11 protein-coding genes are annotated in these 20,706 nt (G+C 66.5%); 5 read left to right on the top strand and 6 right to left on the bottom strand.

Features of this window, described 5'->3' with window-relative positions:
* Positions 1–560: 560 nt before the first annotated feature.
* Positions 561–1,349 carry a DoxX family membrane protein gene (locus tag ACILRJ_RS10360; RefSeq protein WP_395683056.1) on the bottom strand — a complete coding sequence of 263 codons (789 nt, stop codon included), beginning with the start codon at positions 1,347–1,349 and terminating at the stop codon, positions 561–563.
* Between the two features lie 406 nt (positions 1,350–1,755).
* On the opposite strand from ACILRJ_RS10360, the gene ACILRJ_RS10355 reads away from it, so the two are divergent.
* Positions 1,756–3,306 (top strand): ATP-binding protein, encoded by a 1,551-nt coding sequence (locus ACILRJ_RS10355; RefSeq protein WP_395683054.1) that lies wholly within the window; start codon positions 1,756–1,758, stop codon positions 3,304–3,306.
* 86 nt (positions 3,307–3,392) lie between these two features.
* Here ACILRJ_RS10355 and ACILRJ_RS10350 read toward each other — a convergent pair whose 3' ends face one another.
* From ACILRJ_RS10350 to ACILRJ_RS10335, 4 genes are all read right to left on the bottom strand, one after another.
* Positions 3,393–5,396 (bottom strand): serine hydrolase domain-containing protein, encoded by a 2,004-nt coding sequence (locus tag ACILRJ_RS10350; protein WP_395683052.1) that lies wholly within the window; start codon positions 5,394–5,396, stop codon positions 3,393–3,395.
* Between the two features lie 162 nt (positions 5,397–5,558).
* Positions 5,559–9,332, bottom strand: coding sequence for a methylmalonyl-CoA mutase family protein (locus tag ACILRJ_RS10345; RefSeq protein ID WP_395683050.1), 3,774 nt, complete (start codon positions 9,330–9,332; stop codon positions 5,559–5,561).
* Between the two features lie 182 nt (positions 9,333–9,514).
* Positions 9,515–10,441 carry an alpha/beta hydrolase gene (locus ACILRJ_RS10340; RefSeq protein ID WP_395683048.1) on the bottom strand — a complete coding sequence of 309 codons (927 nt, stop codon included), beginning with the start codon at positions 10,439–10,441 and terminating at the stop codon, positions 9,515–9,517.
* A gap of 18 nt (positions 10,442–10,459) precedes the next feature.
* Positions 10,460–11,062, bottom strand: coding sequence for a TetR/AcrR family transcriptional regulator (locus ACILRJ_RS10335; protein WP_395683046.1), 603 nt, complete (start codon positions 11,060–11,062; stop codon positions 10,460–10,462).
* A 230-nt stretch (positions 11,063–11,292) separates the two neighbouring features.
* Here ACILRJ_RS10335 and ACILRJ_RS10330 point away from each other — a divergent pair, with 230 nt between their 5' ends.
* From ACILRJ_RS10330 to ACILRJ_RS10320, 3 genes are all read left to right on the top strand, one after another.
* Entirely contained in the window at positions 11,293–12,396 is a 1,104-nt protein-coding gene (locus ACILRJ_RS10330) for a Glu/Leu/Phe/Val dehydrogenase dimerization domain-containing protein (RefSeq protein ID WP_395683044.1), read from the top strand.
* A 172-nt stretch (positions 12,397–12,568) separates the two neighbouring features.
* Positions 12,569–13,726, top strand: a complete 1,158-nt coding sequence (locus ACILRJ_RS10325) for an isovaleryl-CoA dehydrogenase (RefSeq protein WP_395683042.1) — start codon at positions 12,569–12,571, stop codon at positions 13,724–13,726.
* 83 nt (positions 13,727–13,809) lie between these two features.
* On the top strand, positions 13,810–15,339 hold the full coding sequence (locus tag ACILRJ_RS10320; RefSeq protein WP_395683040.1) for a DUF3369 domain-containing protein: 1,530 nt from the start codon (positions 13,810–13,812) through the stop codon (positions 15,337–15,339).
* Between the two features lie 80 nt (positions 15,340–15,419).
* Here the strand turns inward: ACILRJ_RS10320 and ACILRJ_RS10315 are convergent, their stop codons facing one another.
* Positions 15,420–19,184 carry a two-component regulator propeller domain-containing protein gene (locus ACILRJ_RS10315; protein WP_395683038.1) on the bottom strand — a complete coding sequence of 1,255 codons (3,765 nt, stop codon included), beginning with the start codon at positions 19,182–19,184 and terminating at the stop codon, positions 15,420–15,422.
* Between the two features lie 226 nt (positions 19,185–19,410).
* Here ACILRJ_RS10315 and ACILRJ_RS10310 point away from each other — a divergent pair, with 226 nt between their 5' ends.
* Positions 19,411–20,583, top strand: coding sequence for a thiolase family protein (locus ACILRJ_RS10310; RefSeq protein ID WP_395683036.1), 1,173 nt, complete (start codon positions 19,411–19,413; stop codon positions 20,581–20,583).
* Positions 20,584–20,706: the final 123 nt, after the last annotated feature.

Here is a 20,706-nt window from a genome sequence, read left to right as displayed (position 1 = left end):
CTCGTTCAACTGTTCGGGCTGCGGACGAGGTCGATGTGCGGCCACCCTGGCTCCCACACGTGCTCGAACACTGCGGCCTGTCGGTGTGCCGCACATCGCTCTCCACTCAGACTCTACGACGAAGTGCAGACACAAGCGGCTTCAGCCGCGATGCTTTGGCTTTTGCTTCTGCGCGCAGGAGCGCGCCGCTCTTCCATCGGGGTCCCCTTGCGGCACGGCGAGCGGGTGGAGGACCAGCCCGAAGGGGCGCGCGCACGATGCGCGCGCGTTCGTTGCGGTCCATGGATGGACCGTCAACGAACCCCGTAACCCGATCGCGCAGTCAGCGGGCAGGAGCCCGCTGACCGGGCCGCTGGGGTGCCCTTCTCTTTGGTGACTTTCTCTTGGGCACGCAAGAGAAAGTTACCCGCTCGCAGGAAGCGAGCGGAAAACACAGGGATGTGGGTAGGTCATCACCAAGGAACCGGGTCTGCGAACAACAAAAGACAGGGCAAAGGCGCCCTCACCCTACCCTCTCCCGCAAGCGGGAGAGGGGAAAGCGAAAGGGATGCGGCGCAAGCCTATGCACTCCCCCGCAAACGAGAAAAAGAAAAACCATCCCCCAGCGAATCCGCCACCACCCACGCCGCCCCGATCAATGCGATGTTCACCGCGTTTTCGTTCCACACCCAATGATTGGAAGGCGTCGCCACCAGCATCGGCGCGTGCACGAATACCGTGAACGAAACGAACATGATCGTGAGCAGGATCGCCGCGAGTCGCGCCTGCACGCCGGTCAGGATCGCGATGCCCGCGGCGATGTGCGCGCAGCCGGTCGCATAGGCCCAGAACTCCTGCGTCGGCGGCAGCCACCCGGGGACCAGCGGAGCGGTCAAGTCCACGTAGACGAAATGCGCGGTGCCGAACACCAGCAGGCAGGCGCCGAATGCGAGTCGGGCAATTCGCGTGAGGCGTGCGGCGAGCGCCGCATCGATCCTCGCGCTGTTGGCGTAGACGATGAGTCCACCCGCGGTGATCGCGAGCTGTATCGCGAGGCTTTCGTAGGGCAGGAACTCGGCGTAGTGGGCAAGCCACTGGCGGCCGTTCATGAGGAGCACGACCACGAATGCGAAATAGGCCGTGAGCGCGGCGGCGCCCCACGCACGCATGCGCGGCGATTCGATCGCTACACCCGTGACGAGCATGAACCCCGCGACGACATGGGCGAGCACGCCGCGGGCGGGAAAGTCCTTCGGCACCGGTTGGCCCGGATGGAAGTCACCCAGGATCAGGCAGACGATGCCGAGCGCGATCGCACCGAGACCGAAGATGCGCCAGCCAAAGGCCTTCGTCGTGCTTCCAGAGGACATGGTTCCGCCTGTCTTGCGATCGTTGCGTCATTCGCGAACCCGTCACCGCACTGCATGCATTCGTGCGAGCAGGCGAAAACGGTGGGCCGGCGCCCACCCTACGTATCTCGATGTTGCGGAGGTTGTCGAGTTGCGGGACGCAGGGAGGCGTCGAAGTAACGGACGGTCGCCCAGATGGCGCGCAAGCGGCGGACCGTGCTCCTCCTCTGTGGACCCGGTGTTGCGGAGGCTGTGGAGCTCCGGGACGACGGTGGCGTCAAGAAGCGCGGGGCGACGTCGCATCGATCGCACAATGGCGTCGTGCTTGGGATAAAGTTCGATGTCGCTCCCTTCGCATGCAGCGTGCGAAACGGATCGCCGTCGATCCCGGCCCGTTGCCCTGCATGCCCCGCGTCTCCGAGAACCTATGACCAAAGCAACCACATGGACCCGCGAACTGCAGTTCGACCAATGGGTGTCCGCCATCGCGGACTACGCGATCTTCCTGCTCGATCGCGAAGGCCGGGTGGTTACGTGGAATGAAGGCGCCGGGCGCATCAAGGGCTATACCCGCGCCGAGATCGTCGGCCGCCACTTCAGCGTGTTCTATACGCCCGAAGACCAGGCAGCAGGAATTCCCCGGCGTGCGCTCGAGACGGCGTTGAAGGAAGGCCGCTTCGAGGCAGAGGCGTGGCGCATGCGCAAGAACGGAACGCGCTTCTTCGCCAACGTCGTCATCGATGCCATCAAGGATCCGTCGGGCGAAGTGGTCGGGTTCGCAAAGATCACGCGCGACATGACGGAACGCCGCGCGATGGAAGCGCAGCTTCGCCACGCGCAGAAGATGGAAGCCATCGGCCAATTGACCGGCGGTGCCGCGCACGATTTCAACAACCTGCTGACGGTCGTCCTCGGCAACCTCGATGTCATTGCACGTGAGCAAAGCGGAACGGTGCGTTTCCAGCGGGCGGTCGAACACGCAACGCAAGGCGCACAGAGGGCGGCCGCGCTGACGCAGCAGCTCCTCGCGTTCTCCCGCCGCCAGGCCCTGCAGCCGAAGTCCATCGATGTCAACGAGCTCGTCGCCAACACGACCGACATGCTCGGTCACCTGCTCGGGGAGAACATCGCGATCCAGTTGCAACTGACTCCCAATGCATGGCGCGCCCAGGTCGATGGCCACCAGCTCGAAAGCGCACTGGTCAATCTCGCCGTGAATGCGCGCGACGCGATGCCGGATGGCGGCGCCTTGACCATCACGACGCACAACGCGACCCTCGGCAGCACCGATCGCCTTCGATTCGACGACATTGCTCCCGGCGACTACGTGATCGTGTCGGTGAAGGACACCGGCTCGGGCATGTCCGCCGACGTGCTCGAACACGCCTTCGAGCCCTTCTACACGACAAAGCCGCAGGGCAAGGGCACCGGGCTGGGCCTGAGCCAGGTGTACGGCTTCGCGCGCCAGTCCGAGGGCACTGCGATGCTGACCAGCGTGCCCGACCATGGCACCACGGTGGCGCTCTACCTGCCCCGGTCGACGACGGCGGCCGAGGTATCTATACCGGAAGCGCCGACGAACCTGGAAGGCACCGAGACCATCCTGCTGGTCGAGGACCAGGACAATGTCCGCGCATTCGCCGCCGAGGCGCTGCGCGAATCCGGATTCAAGGTGATCGAGGCCAGTGAAGGCATGACGGCCCTCACCCTCCTGCACAAGAATGCCCACGTCCAGTTGCTGCTCACCGACATCGGACTGCCGGGCGGACTCAATGGACGGCAGCTCGCGGAACAGGCGCGCGAGCTGCGCAACGACCTGCGCATCCTCTTCATGACCGGTTACGCCCGCGAGGCGGTGCAGGACGGTCGACTCCAGTCCGGCGTCGGCCTGCTCCGAAAGCCGTTCGCGATCAAGGAGCTGATCACGCAGGTCCGCGCCGTGCTCGACTTGAGCATCGAACCCGCAACTCCGGATTGACTGCACGCGACGGTCCGCGGACGACGCTGCGCGCCATCCGCGAACACCTCGTCGCGTGACAGAAAAGCGGTGGGCCGTGGCCCGCCCTACGCGCCGCCCATCTTCACTTCGTCGAAGACGTATTCGTGCTGGCCGTCGCGCGCGATGAGGCGGCGCTTGCCGTCGACGTCGGCGCGGACGAGCAGGAAGCCGGCCGCGACGGGATCGATCATCACGAACGCGACGCTGCCATCGGTCTGCGGCGAGGTGGTGACTTCGGACTTGAACGCACCGACGTCGAACCAGGCCTTGCCGTCCTTCGTCGTGACGACGATGTCGCCGAGGGCGTCGCTGTGGTAGCGCGGTGCGAGTCCGGCGAGCGCGCTTGCGTCGGCCGGATACTGCAGCAGCTTGCGCTGCGCGTCCCATGAGGCCTTGCTGGCCTTGGCGTTCGCGTCCGCGGTTGCGAGCGCCTGCGGCTCGCCGTCGAACATGATCTCCATGAGGCGGCGCTTGAACGGCCCGCGCAACATGTAGCCTTCGTCGGCGTTGGTGAGGATGACGGCACCCACCTTCTGCTCCGGCCACCACATCATGTTGGAGTGGAAACCGTCCATGTCACCGCCGTGGTCGACGACGGTGACGCCGTCGCTCTTGTCGACCATCAGCGCCATCGCGTAGTCGCGATCGACGCCGAGCGCGATCTGCGGCTGCCGTCGCTGCAGCAGCGCGGCTTCGCCGATGTAGCGCTTGCCGTCGGGCAGCAGCCCCTTGCGGATCTCCATCTGCACGTACTTGAGCAGGTCGTCGACCGTGCTCCACGCGGCGCCTGCCGGACGCGAGGAACGGATCGTGTCGTTGAGGCCCATGCCCATCACCTGCACGTGATGGTCGATGTCGTAGCCGTGCGGCGCGGCGTAGTTGCCGGTCTGCGCGACGGCGTAGTCGAACGTGGTGTTCGTCATGGCGAGCGGATCGAACACGAGCGCCTGCATCGCCTTGTCGTAGCCGTTGCCGAGTTCGCTGCCCGGGTTGGCGATCTGTCCGCCGATGAAACCGGCCGCGGCCGCGAGCGGATTGGAGTACTGGAACAACTCGCCGAAACCGCTGGTCGGCTGCATCGTGGCGAGCGTGGACATGACGGTCTCGGGGGTCTGCTTCTCGCCCTCGAACAGCCATTCGTAGTCCTGCCGCGGCAGTCCGGTGCAGGCGCAGATGAGGTGCTTCACGAGCACCTGTTTCGTCGTGTCGGCGTTGCCGAGCTTGAACGCGGGATAGACGTCGGTGACGTGCGCGTTCCAGTCGAGCTTGCCGGCGTCGACGAGCTTGGCGAGCATCAGCGTGGTGAGCGCCTTGGTGTTGGACGCGATCATGAAGCGCGTGTCCGCGTCGACCGCGTCGGGCTTGCCAAGCGCGCGCACGCCGAAGCCCCTGGCCATGACGGTCTTGCCGTCCTGCACGATGCCGATCGCGACGCCGGGCACGTCGTATTCAGTGCGCATGTGCTCGACGAAATCGGCGACCTGCTTGAGGCGCCTGTCGTCGAACTTGTGCGCGGTGCGGCCCTTGAACGTCTCGCGCTTGTAGTCTGTCGGCTGCAGGCGCTGCTGGATCTTGCCGAATTGCGAGGCGCGCTTCTCGGCGATCGCCTGGTCGACGTCGGCGACGAGCACGGTGTACTTCGCACCGCGGCGGTACACGGCCGCGAACACCGCGCGCTTCGCGTTGGCGGGCACGTCGTAGTCGTAGAAGCGGCGCTGCTCCCAACCGTCCCTCGGCGCCCCGTCATTGGCGACGAGGAACTTCGGCGAGAGCTTGAGGAATTTCCACCCCTCTTCCACCGCTTCGTCGGCAGTCTTCGCCGATGAATCCATGATCGCGATGCGCGAACCGTCGGCTTCCGGCGGCGTGAGGATCATCGCCGCGCCTTCGGCACGCTGCGACCAGCCGGCGGGAAGGATGAAGGTCGCGTTGTGCGGAGTCTTCGACGGCGTGTCGGCGGCGGCCGCCGATGCAGCGGGCGCCGCCGGCGCTTCGGCATTCGCATGCGGCGCAGCAAGAGCAAGGGTCAGGGCGAGGGCGAGGCTGCCGAGGGTGAGCGAACGGTCCATTGCACGACTCCGTTGGAAGACCGGCCGAGTCTCGCGGACACGAATCGCGCGATGCAAGTGTCGTAGGCTGGGCTCAAGCCCACTTCCGCGAACCACCTTCGCGCGACCGATGGAGCGGTGGGCCAGGGCCCACCCTGCGAAATGCAAGGTCCGCTCGCCGGCCTACATGTTGCGGCGGTATTCACCGCCGACGTCGTAGAGCGCGTGGCTGATCTGGCCGAGGCTGTGCGTCTTCACGGCCTCGATCAGTGCCGCGAACACGTTCCGGCGGTCGCGCGCGGTGTCCTGCAGGTAGCGCAGGCCGTGGCCATCGCGAACCATCGGCGGCTCTTCATCGGCCTCGGGCAGGTGCTCGTGCGAGGTTTCGCCCGACGGCGCGAGCGCGTTGCGGTTCTGCTGGTAGGCGCGCACGTTGGCGATCTGCTGGCCCTTCTCTTCCTCGGTGCTGCGGATCAGTTCGATCTCGGTGACGATGTCGCCGGCATGTTCCTTCGGCAGGAACGTGTTGACGCCGACGAGCGGCAGGCTGCCGTCGTGCTTCTTGTGTTCGTAGTAGAGGCTTTCTTCCTGGATCTTGCCGCGCTGGTACATCGTGTCCATCGCGCCGAGCACGCCGCCGCGCTCGCTGATCGCCTCGAACTCCTTGTAGACGGCTTCCTCGACGATATCGGTGAGCTTGTCGACGATGAAGCTGCCCTGCCACGGGTTCTCGCAGAAGTTGAGGCCAAGCTCCTTGTTGATGATCATCTGGATCGCGACCGCGCGGCGCACGCTCTCTTCGGTCGGCGTGGTGATCGCCTCGTCGTAGGCATTGGTGTGCAGCGAGTTGCAGTTGTCGAACAGCGCGTACAACGCCTGCAGCGTGGTGCGGATGTCGTTGAACTGGATCTCCTGCGCGTGCAGCGAACGCCCGCTGGTCTGGATGTGGTACTTCATCATCTGGCTGCGCTCGTTGGCGCCGTAGCGCTCGCGCATCGCGCGCGCCCAGATGCGCCGCGCGACGCGGCCGATGACGGTGTACTCCGGGTCCATGCCGTTGGAGAAGAAAAACGACAGGTTCGGCGCGAAGTCATCGATCTTCATGCCGCGCGCGAGGTAGTACTCGACGATCGTGAAGCCGTTGCTGAGCGTGAAGGCGAGCTGGCTGATCGGATTCGCGCCGGCCTCGGCGATGTGGTAGCCGGAGATCGACACCGAATAGAAGTTGCGCACCTTCTGCTCGACGAAGTACTGCTGGATGTCGCCCATCATGCGCAACGCGAATTCGGTGCTGAAGATGCAGGTGTTCTGCGCCTGATCCTCTTTCAGGATGTCCGCCTGCACGGTGCCGCGCACGGTCATCAGCGTGTGCGCCTTGATCGCGGCATAGGTCTGCGCGTCGACGACCTGGTCGCCGCTGATGCCGAGCAGTCCGAGGCCGAGGCCGTTGTTCGTCGCCGGCAGGTCGCCGTGATAGCGCGGACGCTCACGGCCTTCGAACAGCTTCTCGATCTTCTTCTGCGCCTCGGCCCAGCGCGCCGGGTCTTCCTTGAGATATTTCTCGATCTGCTGGTCGACCGCGGTGTTCATGAACATCGCGAGGATGATCGGCGCAGGGCCGTTGATCGTCATCGACACCGACGTGGTCGGCGCGCACAGGTCGAAGCCGGAATACAGCTTCTTCATGTCGTCGAGCGTCGGCACGTTGACGCCGGAATTGCCGATCTTGCCGTAGATGTCCGGGCGTGGCGCCGGGTCTTCGCCGTACAGCGTGACGCTGTCGAACGCGGTCGACAGGCGCGCGGCGGGCAGGCCCTGGCTCAGGTAATGGAAGCGGCGGTTGGTGCGTTCCGGCGTTCCTTCGCCGGCGAACATGCGGATCGGATCCTCGCCGGTGCGACGGTACGGATAGACGCCGCCGGTGTACGGGTAGTAGCCGGGCAGGTTTTCCTTCTGCAGGAACACGAGCAGCTCGCCCCAGCTCTTGTAGGTCGGCGCCGCGATCTTCGGGATCTTCTGGTGCGAGAGCGATTCGCGGTAGTTCTCGACGCGGATCATCTTGCCGCGCACTTCGTATTCGGTGACCTCGTCGACGATCGACTTGAGGCGCTGCGGCCATTCACGCAGCAACCTGAGCGCATCGGACGACAGCGAATGGATCGCGTCGTTGTAGCGCTGGCGCAGGGTGACGAGCGAGCGGTCGACGGTCGCCGCGGATGACCCGGAGGAGCTGCGTTCCGCCTGCTCGCGGCGCAGTTCCCAGTTGAACTTCTGCTTGCGGCGGTCGGGCGTCATGCGGCGGTCGCCGCAGGCGGGAAACTCGGCCGCCGACGAGCCGGAGGGAACGAGCAGATCCTCGTTCGCGTACAGGCCGAGCGCCTTGGGCAGGTTCGGGTCCTCGAGATCGCGCAGGGATTGCCAGTACGACTGCGCGCGGTCGGCGATCTCGGCCTGCTTGTCGATGGCGCCGTTGATGCCGCGACCCTGCTCGGCGATCTCGGCGAGGTAGCGCACGCGCGCACCGGGGATCAGCACGGTCGCGCGCGGTTCCTTCAGCGACGTGTCGAAGTGCGGCGTCCAGTCGAGCGCAGTGCTATTTGTGGGAGCAGCGGAAGCCGCGATGCCTTTCGGGTCCTGCGGGGAGAGCATCGCGGCTTCCGCCGCTCCCACAGGGGCAGTGCCAGCCGCTCCGCTGCCGAGGTGGAGCTTGGTGCGCAGCAGGCGGCACAGGTTCGTGAACATCCAGGTCACGCCCGGATCGTTGAACTGGCTCGCGATGGTCGGGTAGACCGGAATGTCCTCGTCTTTCGTCTGGAACGCGACGCGGTTGCGCTTCCACTGCTTGCGCACGTCGCGCAACGCATCCTCGGCGCCGCGCTTGTCGAACTTGTTGAGCACGACGAGCTCGGCGAAGTCGAGCATGTCGATCTTCTCGAGCTGGCTCGCGGCGCCGTAATCGCTGGTCATCACATACATCGGGAAGTCGACCAGGTCGACGATCTCCGAATCGCTCTGGCCGATGCCGGCGGTCTCGACGATGACGAGGTCGTAGCCCTGCCCCTTCAGGAACGCGACGCAATCCTTGAGCATGGCGCTGGTGGCGGCGTGCTGGCGGCGCGTCGCCATCGAACGCATGAACACGCGATGGTTGCGCAGCGAGTTCATCCGGATGCGGTCGCCGAGCAGTGCACCGCCGGAGCGGCGGCGGGTCGGGTCGACCGCGAGCACGGCGACGCGCATGGTCGGGAACGCATGCAGGAAACGCAGCAGCAGCTCGTCGACGACCGACGACTTGCCGGCGCCGCCGGTGCCGGTGATGCCGATCACCGGGGTCTTGCCGGCGGCCAGCTGCCACTCCTTGCGCAGGCGTTCGAGCTGGTGCTCGTCGTGGCGACCTTCCTCGATCGCGGTGAGAGCGTGGCCGACCGCGATCTCGTCCGCGATGTCGACCTTGGCCGGCAGCACGGTGTGCGAGGCGTCGATGTCGGCGCGCTGTTGCTGCGCGGCACGGGTGCGCTTGATGACGTCCTCGATCATCGCGACGAGGCCCATGTGCATGCCGTCGTTCGGATGGTAGATGCGCTCGACGCCGTACGCCTGCAGCTCGCGGATCTCTTCCGGCGTGATGGTGCCGCCGCCACCGCCGAATACGCGGACGTGGCCGGCGCCGCGTTCCTTGAGCATGTCGACCATGTACTTGAAGTACTCGACGTGGCCACCCTGGTAGGACGACAGCGCGATCGCGTCGGCGTCTTCCTGCAGCGCGGCACGTACGACGTCCTCGACCGAGCGGTTGTGGCCGAGATGCACCACTTCGGCACCCTGCGCCTGGATCAGGCGGCGCATGATGTTGATCGCGGCATCGTGGCCATCGAACAGGCTGGCCGCGGTGACGAAGCGCAACGGGGCCTGTTCGATCACGCTTTCGGTGGCGACGGCGGGGGCGGTAGCACTCATGGTCGGTCCGCGAATTTTCGGGGACGGGAATTGTAGCGCCCCGCCCCCGGCCGCGCCGTTCGCCGGCGGGATGGCGGCCGCGGGGTGGCAGACAGGCACGCAGGAGCCGTCGCCCCCGGGCTGGGCTCCTGCAGGCAGCGCGAGAAGCCGCGATGCGTTTTCAGTCCTCGCTGCCGACGCCCCTACGCAAACCCATACGGCAGATTCGGCGACGACACGACGCGATCACCGACCGTCTCGCCACGCAGGAAGCGCAGGCCCGCGTCGATGACGCCGGTGTCGTCGACGATGCGATGGTGGCCGAGTCCGGTCGTCGTCAGCAGGCGCGCGTCGGGCCAGTGGCGCGCGTATCGCTCGCCTTCCGCCCACGGCACTTCGCGGTCGCCGAGGTCGTGGACGATCAGCGCGGGGCGCGCGATCGCGGGCGCTTTGAGGTGCGCCTGGAGGCTTGCGACCCGCAATGGATGCTGCGCCTCGTACTCGTCGAACAGGTGTGCGCCGAGCCGCTCGTCGAGACCGACGAAGCGGGCGAAGCGCGACGCGGCATCGATCGGATCGGCGGCAGGCGCGATCAGGATCGCACGCGCGGCCTGCAAGCCATCGGCGAGCGCGAGCATCGAGGCCGCACCGCCAAGTGAATGACCGATCACCGCCGCGCACGCACCATGGCGTGCAGCGACCGCCGCGAGCACTTCGGCAAAGTCGGGCAAGGTCGAACGACGTCCGCTGCTGCGGCCATGGCCGACCTGATCGACCCCGACGATGGCATAGCCCGCTGCGCGCAGCGGTGCGATCCACGGCAGGAAGCGCGTCGCGTGGCTCGACCATCCGTGCGAAAGCAGCACGTACGGCTGCGTCGAGGGATCGCCCCAGGTGTAGATGCTGACCTGTTCGCCCGCGACCGCGAGCGCGCCGAGTTGCGCGCCGCCGGTATCGGTCGCGAGCGCGCGACGGCGTGTGATCGAAAGCGGCGTGCAGAACAAGGTGTAGGCGCGGCGCAAGGTCGCATGCGGTCGCAACCAGCTGCCGAAGCTGAAGCCTGCGCGCAGCAGTGCGAAACGCATATTACGAACGATCGTGCTATTTTTGGTCGCAACCAGCGTGGTCATGGCACACCTCGAAGGAGTTCAGCGTGAATGCGCGGCGAGCAGCCGCTGGACGGCGTGCTCGGCTCGCGAGCGCGCTTGTTTCGGATCGAACAGCCGCGTGTCCTGGTGCAACGCGAGCGCGATGCCGAAGATTTCAAACGACAATTGTTGCGGATCGGCATCGGCGTGCAGTTCGCCCGCATCGATCGCCATCTGCGCGGCACGCGCGGTGTCGGTGCGCCAGCGCTGGATCAGTGCGACGACCGCATCGTGCAGCGCACCGGGGCGCGAATCGTATTCGCTGACCGCGCCCATGATGAGGCAGCCATGCTGGTTTTCGCGCACCCAGTCGAACCAGCCGTCGACGATCGCGCGCAGGCGCGCAAGGCCACGCGGCTTGCGCACGGCCGGCATCAGCACCGCTTCGCCGAAACGCCGGCCCGCGTATTCGAGCACGGCGAGCTGCAGGTCCTCGCGCGAACCGAAGTGCGCGAACACGCCGCTCTTGGACATGCCGACCGCGTGCGCGAGGTCGCCGATCGAGACGCCTTCGAGGCCCGCGCGACAGGCGATCGCATACGCGTGATCGATGATCAGATCGCGCGTGGCGGCGCCCTTGCTGATGGTGGCCTGATTCGACATGGCGCGCATAATAGAACGATCGTTCGTATTTTTCAAGCGCGCCCGGTGCGGAGCGGCTGCCACTGTCGCCGCCGGACGGGCGGGACTACACTACGCGCCGCATTTTGCCGGCCATGCTCCGGCAATCCGCAAAAACAAATTCCGATCAATTACTTGCAACCCGTTTCATGGCCGGCAACGCGATCGCGCAGCCGGCCCGGGCGGGTCTTTCCGCGTCGCCAGGAGCAGCCATGATTTTTGAAACCGTCTCGCAGACCGGCCATGAGCAGATCGTCTACTGCCACAACAAGGACGCCGGCCTGAAGGCCATCATCGCGATCCACAACAGCGTGCTCGGCCCCGCCCTCGGCGGCCTGCGCATGTGGCCGTACAAGAACGAGGCGGAAGCGCTTAACGACGTGCTGCGCCTGTCGCGCGGCATGACCTACAAGAACGCGGTCGCGGGCCTCAACCTCGGCGGCGGCAAGGCGGTCATCATCGGCGATCCGAGCAAGGACAAGTCCGAGGCGCTGTTCCGCGCGTTCGGCCGCTTCGTCAACTCGCTCAACGGCCGCTACATCACGGCCGAGGACGTCGGCATCGACGTCAACGACATGGAATGGGTGTTCCGCGAGACCGAGTTCGTGACCGGCGTGCACCAGGTGCATGGCGGCTCGGGCGATCCGTCGCCATTCACCGCCTACGGCACGCTGCAGGGCCTGATGGCCGCGCTGAACCACAAGCACGGCAACGAGGAAGTCGGCAGGTACAGCTACGCCGTGCAGGGCGCGGGCCACGTCGGCATGGAGTTCATCAAGCTGCTGCGCGAGCAGGGCGCGAAGGTGTTCGTCACCGACATCAACAAGGAACTGGTGCAGAAGGCGGTCGACGAGTACGGCTGCACCGCGGTCGGCCTCGACGAGATCTACGACGTCGACGCGGACGTGTACAGCCCGTGCGCGCTCGGCGGCACGCTCAACGAGCAGACCATCGACCGCATCAAGGCGAAGATCGTCTGCGGCGCGGCGAACAACCAGCTCGCCACCGACGCGATCGGCGACGAGCTGAAGAAGCGCGGCGTGCTGTATGCGCCGGACTACGCGGTCAACGCCGGCGGCGTGATGAACGTGTCGCTCGAGATCGACGGCTACAACCGCGAACGCGCGATGCGCATGATGCGCACGATCTACTACAACCTCTCGCGCATCTTCCAGATCGCGGAGCGCGACGGCATCGCGACCTACAAGGCCGCCGATCGCATGGCGGAAGAGCGCATCAACGCGATCGGCAAGATCAAGCTGCCGACGATGGGCAACAACGGCCCGCGCTTCCTCGGACGCATGCGCGGGCAGTAAAGGCGGGTCGAGCGCGGAGCGCGAGTCCCGACGACTGTCGCGACTCCGCTTCGCCACAATCGGCGGCACGCGCTCCGCGCGTACCGCCCTACCCGATGCGGGACCCGGTTCGACCGCAGCGTGCCCGCGATCCGCTAACATTCAGGCTTTCCTGGACAGGAATCGCCTTCCCATGCGCCCCTTCCCCCTCGGTGAAGAACTCGACCTGTTGCGCGAGACCGTGCGCGCGTTCGCCGACAAGGAGATCGCGCCGCGCGCAGACCTGATCGATCGCGACAACGCGTTCCCGGCCGACCTGTGGCGCAAGTTCGGCGAGATGGGACTGCTCGGCATCACGGTCTCGTCCGCATACGGCGGTTCGGAACTCGGCTATCTCGCGCACCTGGTCGCGATGGAGGAAATCTCCCGCGCGTCCGGTTCGGTCGGCCTCTCCTACGGCGCGCATTCGAACCTGTGCGTCAACAACATCTTCCACAACGCGAGCGAGGCGCAGAAACAGAAGTACCTGCCGAAGCTGTGCAGCGGCGAGTACGTCGGCGCACTCGCGATGAGCGAGCCTGGCGCGGGTTCCGACGTGGTCGGCTCGATGACCTGTCGCGCCGAGCAAAAGGGCGACGTGTGGGTCGCGAACGGCTCGAAGATGTGGATCACCAATGGCCCGGACGCCGACGTGCTGCTGGTCTACATGCGCACCGCGCACCGTCCGGCCGGCTCGCGCTGCATGACCGCGTTCATCGTCGAGAAGGGCATGAAGGGGTTCTCGACCGCGCAGAAGCTCGACAAGCTCGGCATGCGCGGCAGCAACACCTGCGAGCTGGTGTTCGACCACTGCGAGATCCCCGACGCGAACCGCGTCGGCGAAGTCAATGAAGGCGTGCGCGTGCTGATGAGCGGCCTCGACACCGAGCGCCTCGTGCTCTCGGGCGGGCCGATCGGCCTGATGCAGGCAGCCATCGACGCTGCCCTGCCCTATGTGCGCGAGCGCAAGCAGTTCAACGCGCCGATCGGAACGTTCGGACTGATGCAGGGCAAGATCGCCGACATGTACACCGCGTTGCAATCGTCGCGCGCGTACGCCTACCTCGTCGCACAGAACTACGACGCCGGCATCAAGTCGCGCATCGACCCGGCGTCCTGCCTGCTGCACGCCTCGCAAAGCGCCGTGCAGGTCGCACTGGAGGCGATCCAGGCGCTTGGCGGCAACGGCTACATCAACGAGTATCCGGCCGGACGCATCCTGCGTGACGCAAAACTTTACGAAATCGGCGCCGGCACCAACGAGATTCGCCGCATGCTGATCGGGCGCGAGCTGTTCCACGGCAAGTCCTGAGCCGGCCCGGCCTCCCGCGAAAAATGGGTGTTCCAACACTCCGCCCACAGGAGTAGGCTGGCACTGTCCCATCAGGGGGTGGTGTGGGCAAAGCGGACAACAACCCGCAGTTCGGCTCGATCGAGGTCCGCGACACCACGCCGACCTGGAAAGTGCTTGTCGCCGACGACGAGCCGGAGGTGCATGACGTAACTCGCCTCGTGCTCGGCAGCTTTCGCTTTGCCGATCGCCGGCTGGAGTTCCTGAGCGCCTACAGCGCCGCCGAAGCACGCGCGCTGCTGGTCGAACACCCGGACATCGCAGTGCTTCTGCTCGACGTCGTGATGGAGTCGGAGCAGGCCGGCCTCGCCCTCGTGCGCAGCATCCGCGAGGAAATCGGCAACCCGTTCGTGCGCATCGTGCTGCGCACCGGCCAGGCCGGACAGGCGCCCGAGCAGGAAGTGATTGCCGCCTACGACATCAACGACTACAAGGAAAAGACCGAGCTGACCGCGTCGCGCCTCGCGACGACGATGTACTCCGCCTTGCGCGCGTATCGCGACATGCGCGCGATCGAGGCGCATCGAATCGGCCTCGAGAACGTCATCCGTAGCTCCGCGCAGATCTTCGCGCGGCGCAATTCGCGCGAATTCGCCAATGCCGTGCTCGACCAGCTGGTCGAGCTGGTCGGCCTCGAACACGGCGCGCTGTACTGCACGGTCGACCGTCGCCGCGACGCGCAGCCGGAGCACTTCCGCATCGCCGCGACCAGCGGCGACTACCGTGGCCTGCAGCACGACAACGCCGACGAGGCCTTGCCGCCGGCGATCGCCGCGACGCTGCACAACGCCTACCGCGACAAGCGCCACAAGTTCGACCACGACCACTACGTGCTGCATTTCATCGACAGCCACCAGACCGAAAGCCTGTTGTTCGTGGGCGAAACCTGGAGCCTGTCGCCGCTCGACTACAAGCTGGTCGAGTTGTTCTGCACCAACGTCTCGATCGCGTTCGACAACCTGCACCTCAACGACGAACTGCTCTCCTCGCAACTGGAGATGGTCTACCTGCTCGCCGGCGCCGCGGAGACGCGCTCGCAGGAAACCGCCAACCACGTGCATCGTGTCGGCCTGCTCGCCGAGATGCTCGGCCAGGCGATGGGCTTGCCGCCGGCGATATCGGAGATCCTGCGTTACGCCGCGCCGCTGCACGACATCGGCAAGATCGGCATTCCGGACACGATCCTCAACAAGCCGGGGCCGCATACGCCGGAGGAGATGGTGGTGATGCGCACGCATGCCGAGCTCGGCGCGCGCCTGCTCGGCAACTCGCAACGGCCGGTGCTGCGCCTCGCATCGGAGATCGCGGCCTCGCACCACAAGAACTGGGACGGGTCGGGCTATCCGAAGGGTCTTGCTGGCGAAGCGATCCCGATCGGTGGTCGCATCACGATGGTCGCCGATGTGTTCGACGCGCTCGGCAGCAAGCGTTGCTACAAGGACCCGTGGACACCCGAACGCATCCGCGCCTTCATGCTCGAGCAGCGCGGCAGCAAGTTCGATCCCGCCGTGGTCGACCGCCTGTTCGAGCGTTGGGACGAGGCGATGGCGCTGCGCGACAACCTGCCGGATTGAGTCGCGCGTGATGCAGGGCCGGCCTGCCGCGCGAGGAGTTCCCGGCATCGTCGAACAAGAGCGGCGGGGCGAGTCCCACCCTACGCGCGTTGCTTGAGCACGTCGCCGGCGAAGCGGATCAGGAAGCGCGTGCCGATGCCGGGTGTGCTCTCGCAATCGATGCTGCCTTCGAGCACCTGGGTGACGAGACTGTAGACGATGTGCATGCCGAGTCCGGATCCACCCTGCCCGCGCCGGGTGGTGAAGAACGGTTCGAAGATGTGCGAGCGCACCGTGTCGTCCATGCCGCGACCTTCGTCGCGATAGTCGATCGACACCACGCGATCGTGCCAGCTGACGCCGATGCGGATGCCGCCGGCACGCCCGCCTTCGAAACCATGGGTGAGCGAGTTCATCACGAGATTGGTGATGATCTGGTACAGCGCGCCCGGCGCGGTCTCGATGATCAGTCCGGGCGGACAGTCGATCTCGACCCGATGCGGCGTCTTCTTCAGGCTTGGCCCGAGCGTGGTCAGGATCTCGTTGAGGCAGACGCCGAGGTCGACCACGCGGCGTGCTTCGCTCGACTGGTCGACCGCAACCTGCTTGAAGCTCTTGACCAGCCGATCGGCTCGTTGCAGGTTGCGCAGGATCATGTCCGAGCTTTCGCGTGCGGTGTAGCGGAACTCGTCGAGATCCTCGGTGCGCAGGTCACCGGATTCGATCAGGCGCGACATGCGCGCCGCCTCTTCCTGCAGGTGCGACGCCGCCGTGACGCCGATGCCGAGCGGCGTGTTGATCTCGTGCGCGATGCCGGCGACGAGGCCGCCAAGCGAGGCGAGCTTCTCCGACTCGAACAGCTGGCGCTGCGCGATGGTCAGGCGATCGAGCGTGCTGCGCAGTTCCGCGTTCGCGCTCTGCAACGCCGCCGTGCGCTGCTCGACGCGCGATTCGAGCTGCTCGTTGAGGGTGCGCAATGCAGCCAGCGCCTGGTTCAATGCGTTGATGTCCGAGGTGGTGCCGCTGAGGCGCAGCGCACGCCCGTTTTCGTCGCGCTCCACCACGCGGCCACGCGTGAGGATCCAGACCCAGTCGTGGTGCGTGTCCTGCGTACGGTAGCTCGCCTCGAACACCGCCGCGCGACCGGACAGGTGCGCGCCGAGCGCGTGCTCGAAGCGGCCGATGTCGTCCGGATGGACAAACGGCCGATAGGCGGAAAGCGTCTGCTCCACGGCTTCGTGGGTGACCGCGAGTTGCTCCAGCTGGTTGTCGCGATGCATGCGGCCGGTCGCGAGGTCGATGTCCCACATCTCGCTGCCGCTGCCCCACAGCGCGAGCTTGAGGCGTTCCTCGCTGAGCCGGATCGCTTCCTGCACCGCGCGCCTGCGGCGCAGGTTCGCACGCGTCTGCCAGGTGATGATCGCGGCGAGCGCGATCGCACACAGCGCGTACAGCACATAGGCACGCGGCGAAGCCCACGGCGGCGGTTGCACGAGCACGTCGACCGAGGCGGGCGGATCGCTCCAGTCGGCGCCGTCATTGCGCGCGCGCACCTGCAATGCATAGCGCCCCGGCGGCAGGTCGGTGTAGGTCGCGAGGCGACGGTTGGCGGGCGTCTCGATCCACTGCACGTCATGCCCCTGCAGGCGATACGCGTACTGCACGCCCTCCGGATCGGCGAATGCCTGGGCACCAAACTCGAACGTCACATTGCTCTGGTCGTGCGCGAGCACCACGCTGCGGCCACGCCAGAGGCTGGTCGCGAGTGGCGAGTCCGGCGCCTGCCAGCGCAGGCGAGCCGGCACGTTGCGCAACAGCAGGTCCGTCACGATCGGCTCGGGCAACGGCGGCGGCGCGACCTTGCGCGGATCGAACAGGGTCGCGCCGCCGAGTCCGCCGAACGCGATGCGACCGTCGGGCAGGCGCGCGGCGGAATTGGTCCAGTAGCCGAGAGCCTGGGCACCATCGCGCACGCCGAAATTCACGATATGCCGCTGCGCATCGATGCGGCTGATGCCGACCGTGGTGCTGACCCACAACTGCCCCGCTTCGTCCTCGACGATCGCACCGATTGCGTCGGCCGCCAGGCCGTCACGCGTATCGATCACTTCGAAGGTCGAGCGACCGTCCGACCCGACGATGCGCCGGTTGAGTCCGCCGCCCTGGGTGCCGATCCACAGATCGCCATGGCGGTCCTGCCCCAGCGTGCTGATCGAATCGCTGCTGATGGAGTGCGGATCGTCCGCGCGCGCGCGGAAGTGTTCGAAGTGCCCGCTGTTGCGGTCGTAGCGCTCGAGCCCGCCGCGGGTCGCGAACCACAGGTCGCCATCGCGTGTTTCCAGCACGATGCTGACCGTGTTGTCGCTGAGGCTGGCCGGATCGGAAGGGTCGTGCACGTGATGTCGGAACCCGGTGCAGCCGGCGCACCGCTCGTCGACACCGCGATCGGCCGTGGAGATCCATTGCGTGCCGGTGCTGTCCTCGAAGAAGCCGAGCAGGCTGTCCGTCGCGATGCTGGTCGGATCCGCCGGGTCATGGCGCGCATGTTCGAACGCGCCCGAATGCGGACGCAGCCGGTCGAGCCCGCCTCCGACCGTTGAAATCCACAGGCTGCCGTCGCGCGAGCGCGTCAGGTTGCGGACGAAATCGTGGGCGAGGCTGTCGGGGCGGTTCGGATCGTGCACGAACCGTTGCAGCACACCCTTGGCCGGATCGAAGTGGACCAGCCCGCCGCCCTCCGACATGCCCATCCAGAGCGTGCCGTCGTCGTCCGCATGCACGCTCATCACCGGACGCGCGGGCAGTGTGCGTGCATCGCCGGGAATGCTGTCGATCTGGATGAATGCGCGGGTGCGCGGATCATGGATGCTGAAGCCATTGGTCCATGAGCCAACCACAAGCAGGCCGTGGCGCTCGCGCATGAGGATCCACAGTCGATTCGCGGCCACGCTGTCCTGCTTGGCGGGTTCATGCGCGTAGCGGACGAATTTGCCGCTGCCCACGTCCATCCGCGCGAGGCCATGCGCATTGCCGGCGATCCACAGCATGCCTTCGTCGTCGAACAACAAGGAACGCACCGCGTCATCGTGCAGGCTCGCTCCCTGATGGAGTTCGGCATCGTGCCGATAGCCCGCGACCGGCGACCCGTGCGGATCGAAGCGGTACAAGCCCTCGTCGGCGGTGCCGACCCACCATTCGCCCTCTGCGCCGACCGCCAGCGCATACACGTCGAGCGAGCGCGCAGGATCCGCACGAACCTCGACCATCGTCGCCGCGGCCGGGTCGAACCGCCACAAGCCGTCGAGCGTGCCGAGCAGCAGCGTGCCATCGGCCAGCCGATGCATCGCACGCACCATGCGCAGCGGCGCGCGCTCGCCGAGACCGGAATCGTGCAGGCTGCCGTCCTTGCGGTCGAGCCATTGCAGTCGCCCGCCCGTGCTCGCGACCCACAGGCGCGCATCGCGCTCGAGCAGCAGCGCGGTCACGCTGTTCGACGCAAGCGCGTCCGGCCGCGCAGGATCCGACCGCCACACCTTGAAGCGGTCGAGGTCGGGGTCGTAGTGGTTCAGGCCACCGGCGAGCGTGGCAATCCAGAGGCCGCCGTCATCGTCCGCGACGAGGCTGGTGACGTGGCTGTCGCCCAGCGACCACGGGTCGGTGCGGTCGTGGCGATAGACCCTGAAGGTGTAGCCGTCGAAACGCGCGAGGCCATCCTGGGTACCGAGCCAGAGGAAGCCGAGTGAATCCTGGGCGATCGCTCGCACGGTCGCCTGCGGCAAGCCTTCGGACGTGCTGTAGGTGCGAAAGCGTACCTGCTCGATGCCCGGGACATCGCTCGCGCGTGCGCCGTGCGTTGCCGCGAGCATGCACACGAGCGCGAGCGCGACGTCTCGCGCCGTTCGCGTGACCGCCTGCCACCATCCCCTGCCCCGCATGCCGACGAGGCTAGTCCGATGTCCGCGTCGCGACAAGCGCGCCCGTGCCTGCGGGGTTGCATGCGGGTCAATTGTCGCAGCGCAACAGCGCGCGCATAATCGGACGATCCACCCGGCGTGCACGCGCCGCCCGCCATCATCCTCCGGAGGTTTTCCCATGTCCGATATCGTCATCGTCGGCGCCAAGCGCACTGCGATCGGTTCCATGCTCGGCCAGTTCACCGGCGTGCCGACCACGACACTCGGCGCGACCGCAATCCAGGCCGCGATCGAGCAGTCCGGTGTGGCACCGGCGGACGTTTCCGAAGTCATCATGGGCTGCGTGCTGCCGGCGAATCTCGGCCAGGCACCGGCGCGCCAGGCATCGCTCGCGGCGGGCCTGCCCAAGTCGGCCGGATGCACCACGATCAACAAGGTGTGCGGTTCCGGCATGAAGGCAATCATGCTCGGCCACGATTTGATCAAGGCCGGCTCGGCCGAGGTCGTCGTCGCCGGCGGCATGGAATCGATGACGAATGCGCCGCACATGGTGTCGGCGCGCCCCGGCCTGCGCTACGGCGACGCGAAACTGGTCGACCACATGGCGTGGGACGGCCTGACCAATCCCTACGATGGCCAGTCGATGGGCGTATTCGCGGAAAACTGCGCCGACAAGTACGGCTTCACGCGCGAGGCACAGGACGCCTACACGATCGAATCGGTGAAGCGCGCGCAGGCGGCGATCGCGTCCGGTGCATTCGCTGCGGAAATCGTTCCGGTCAAGGTGGCCACGCGCAAGGGCGATGTCGAATTCGCGACCGACGAGCAGCCGGGCAAGTCGGACGTCGCGAAGATCCCGACGCTCAAGGGCGCGTTCCGCAAGGACGGCACGGTGACGGCGGCAAGCTCGTCGAGCATCTCCGACGGCGCCGCGGCGGCCGTGCTGATGAGTGCGGACGGCGCGGCGAAGCGCGGCCTGAAGCCGCTTGCGCGCATCGTCGGCCACACGACGGTTTCGCAGGAACCGGAATGGTTCACCACCGCGCCGGTCGGCGCGATCGATGCGCTGCTGAAGAAGATCGGCTGGAAGGTCGGCGACGTCGACCTGTTCGAGGTCAACGAGGCATTCGCGGTGGTCGCGATGGCGCCGATGAAGGACCTCGGCATCCCGCACGACAAGCTCAACGTCAACGGCGGCGCGACCGCACTCGGCCATCCGATCGGTGCCTCCGGCGCGCGTCTGGTGGTGACCTTGCTGCACGCGCTCAAGGCGCGCGGCGGAAAGCGCGGCATCGCCTCGCTGTGCATCGGTGGCGGCGAGGCGACCGCGATCGCGATCGAACTGGCGTAAGTTGCGCGCAGGTCGTTCAGACTCGCTAGAATCGGCCCGTTTCACATGTCGCGAACCTCCGGTTCGCGGATTCGCGACCGCAGCAACGGCCCAGTCCGGCCTGCGGTTGTCCATACATTACGG

It is taken from the genome of Dokdonella sp. (assembly GCF_044227025.1).
Lineage (GTDB): Bacteria > Pseudomonadota > Gammaproteobacteria > Xanthomonadales > Rhodanobacteraceae > Dokdonella_A.
Note: the sequence above shows the minus strand (reverse complement) of the source record. Positions and strands in the feature narration are given on the sequence as shown.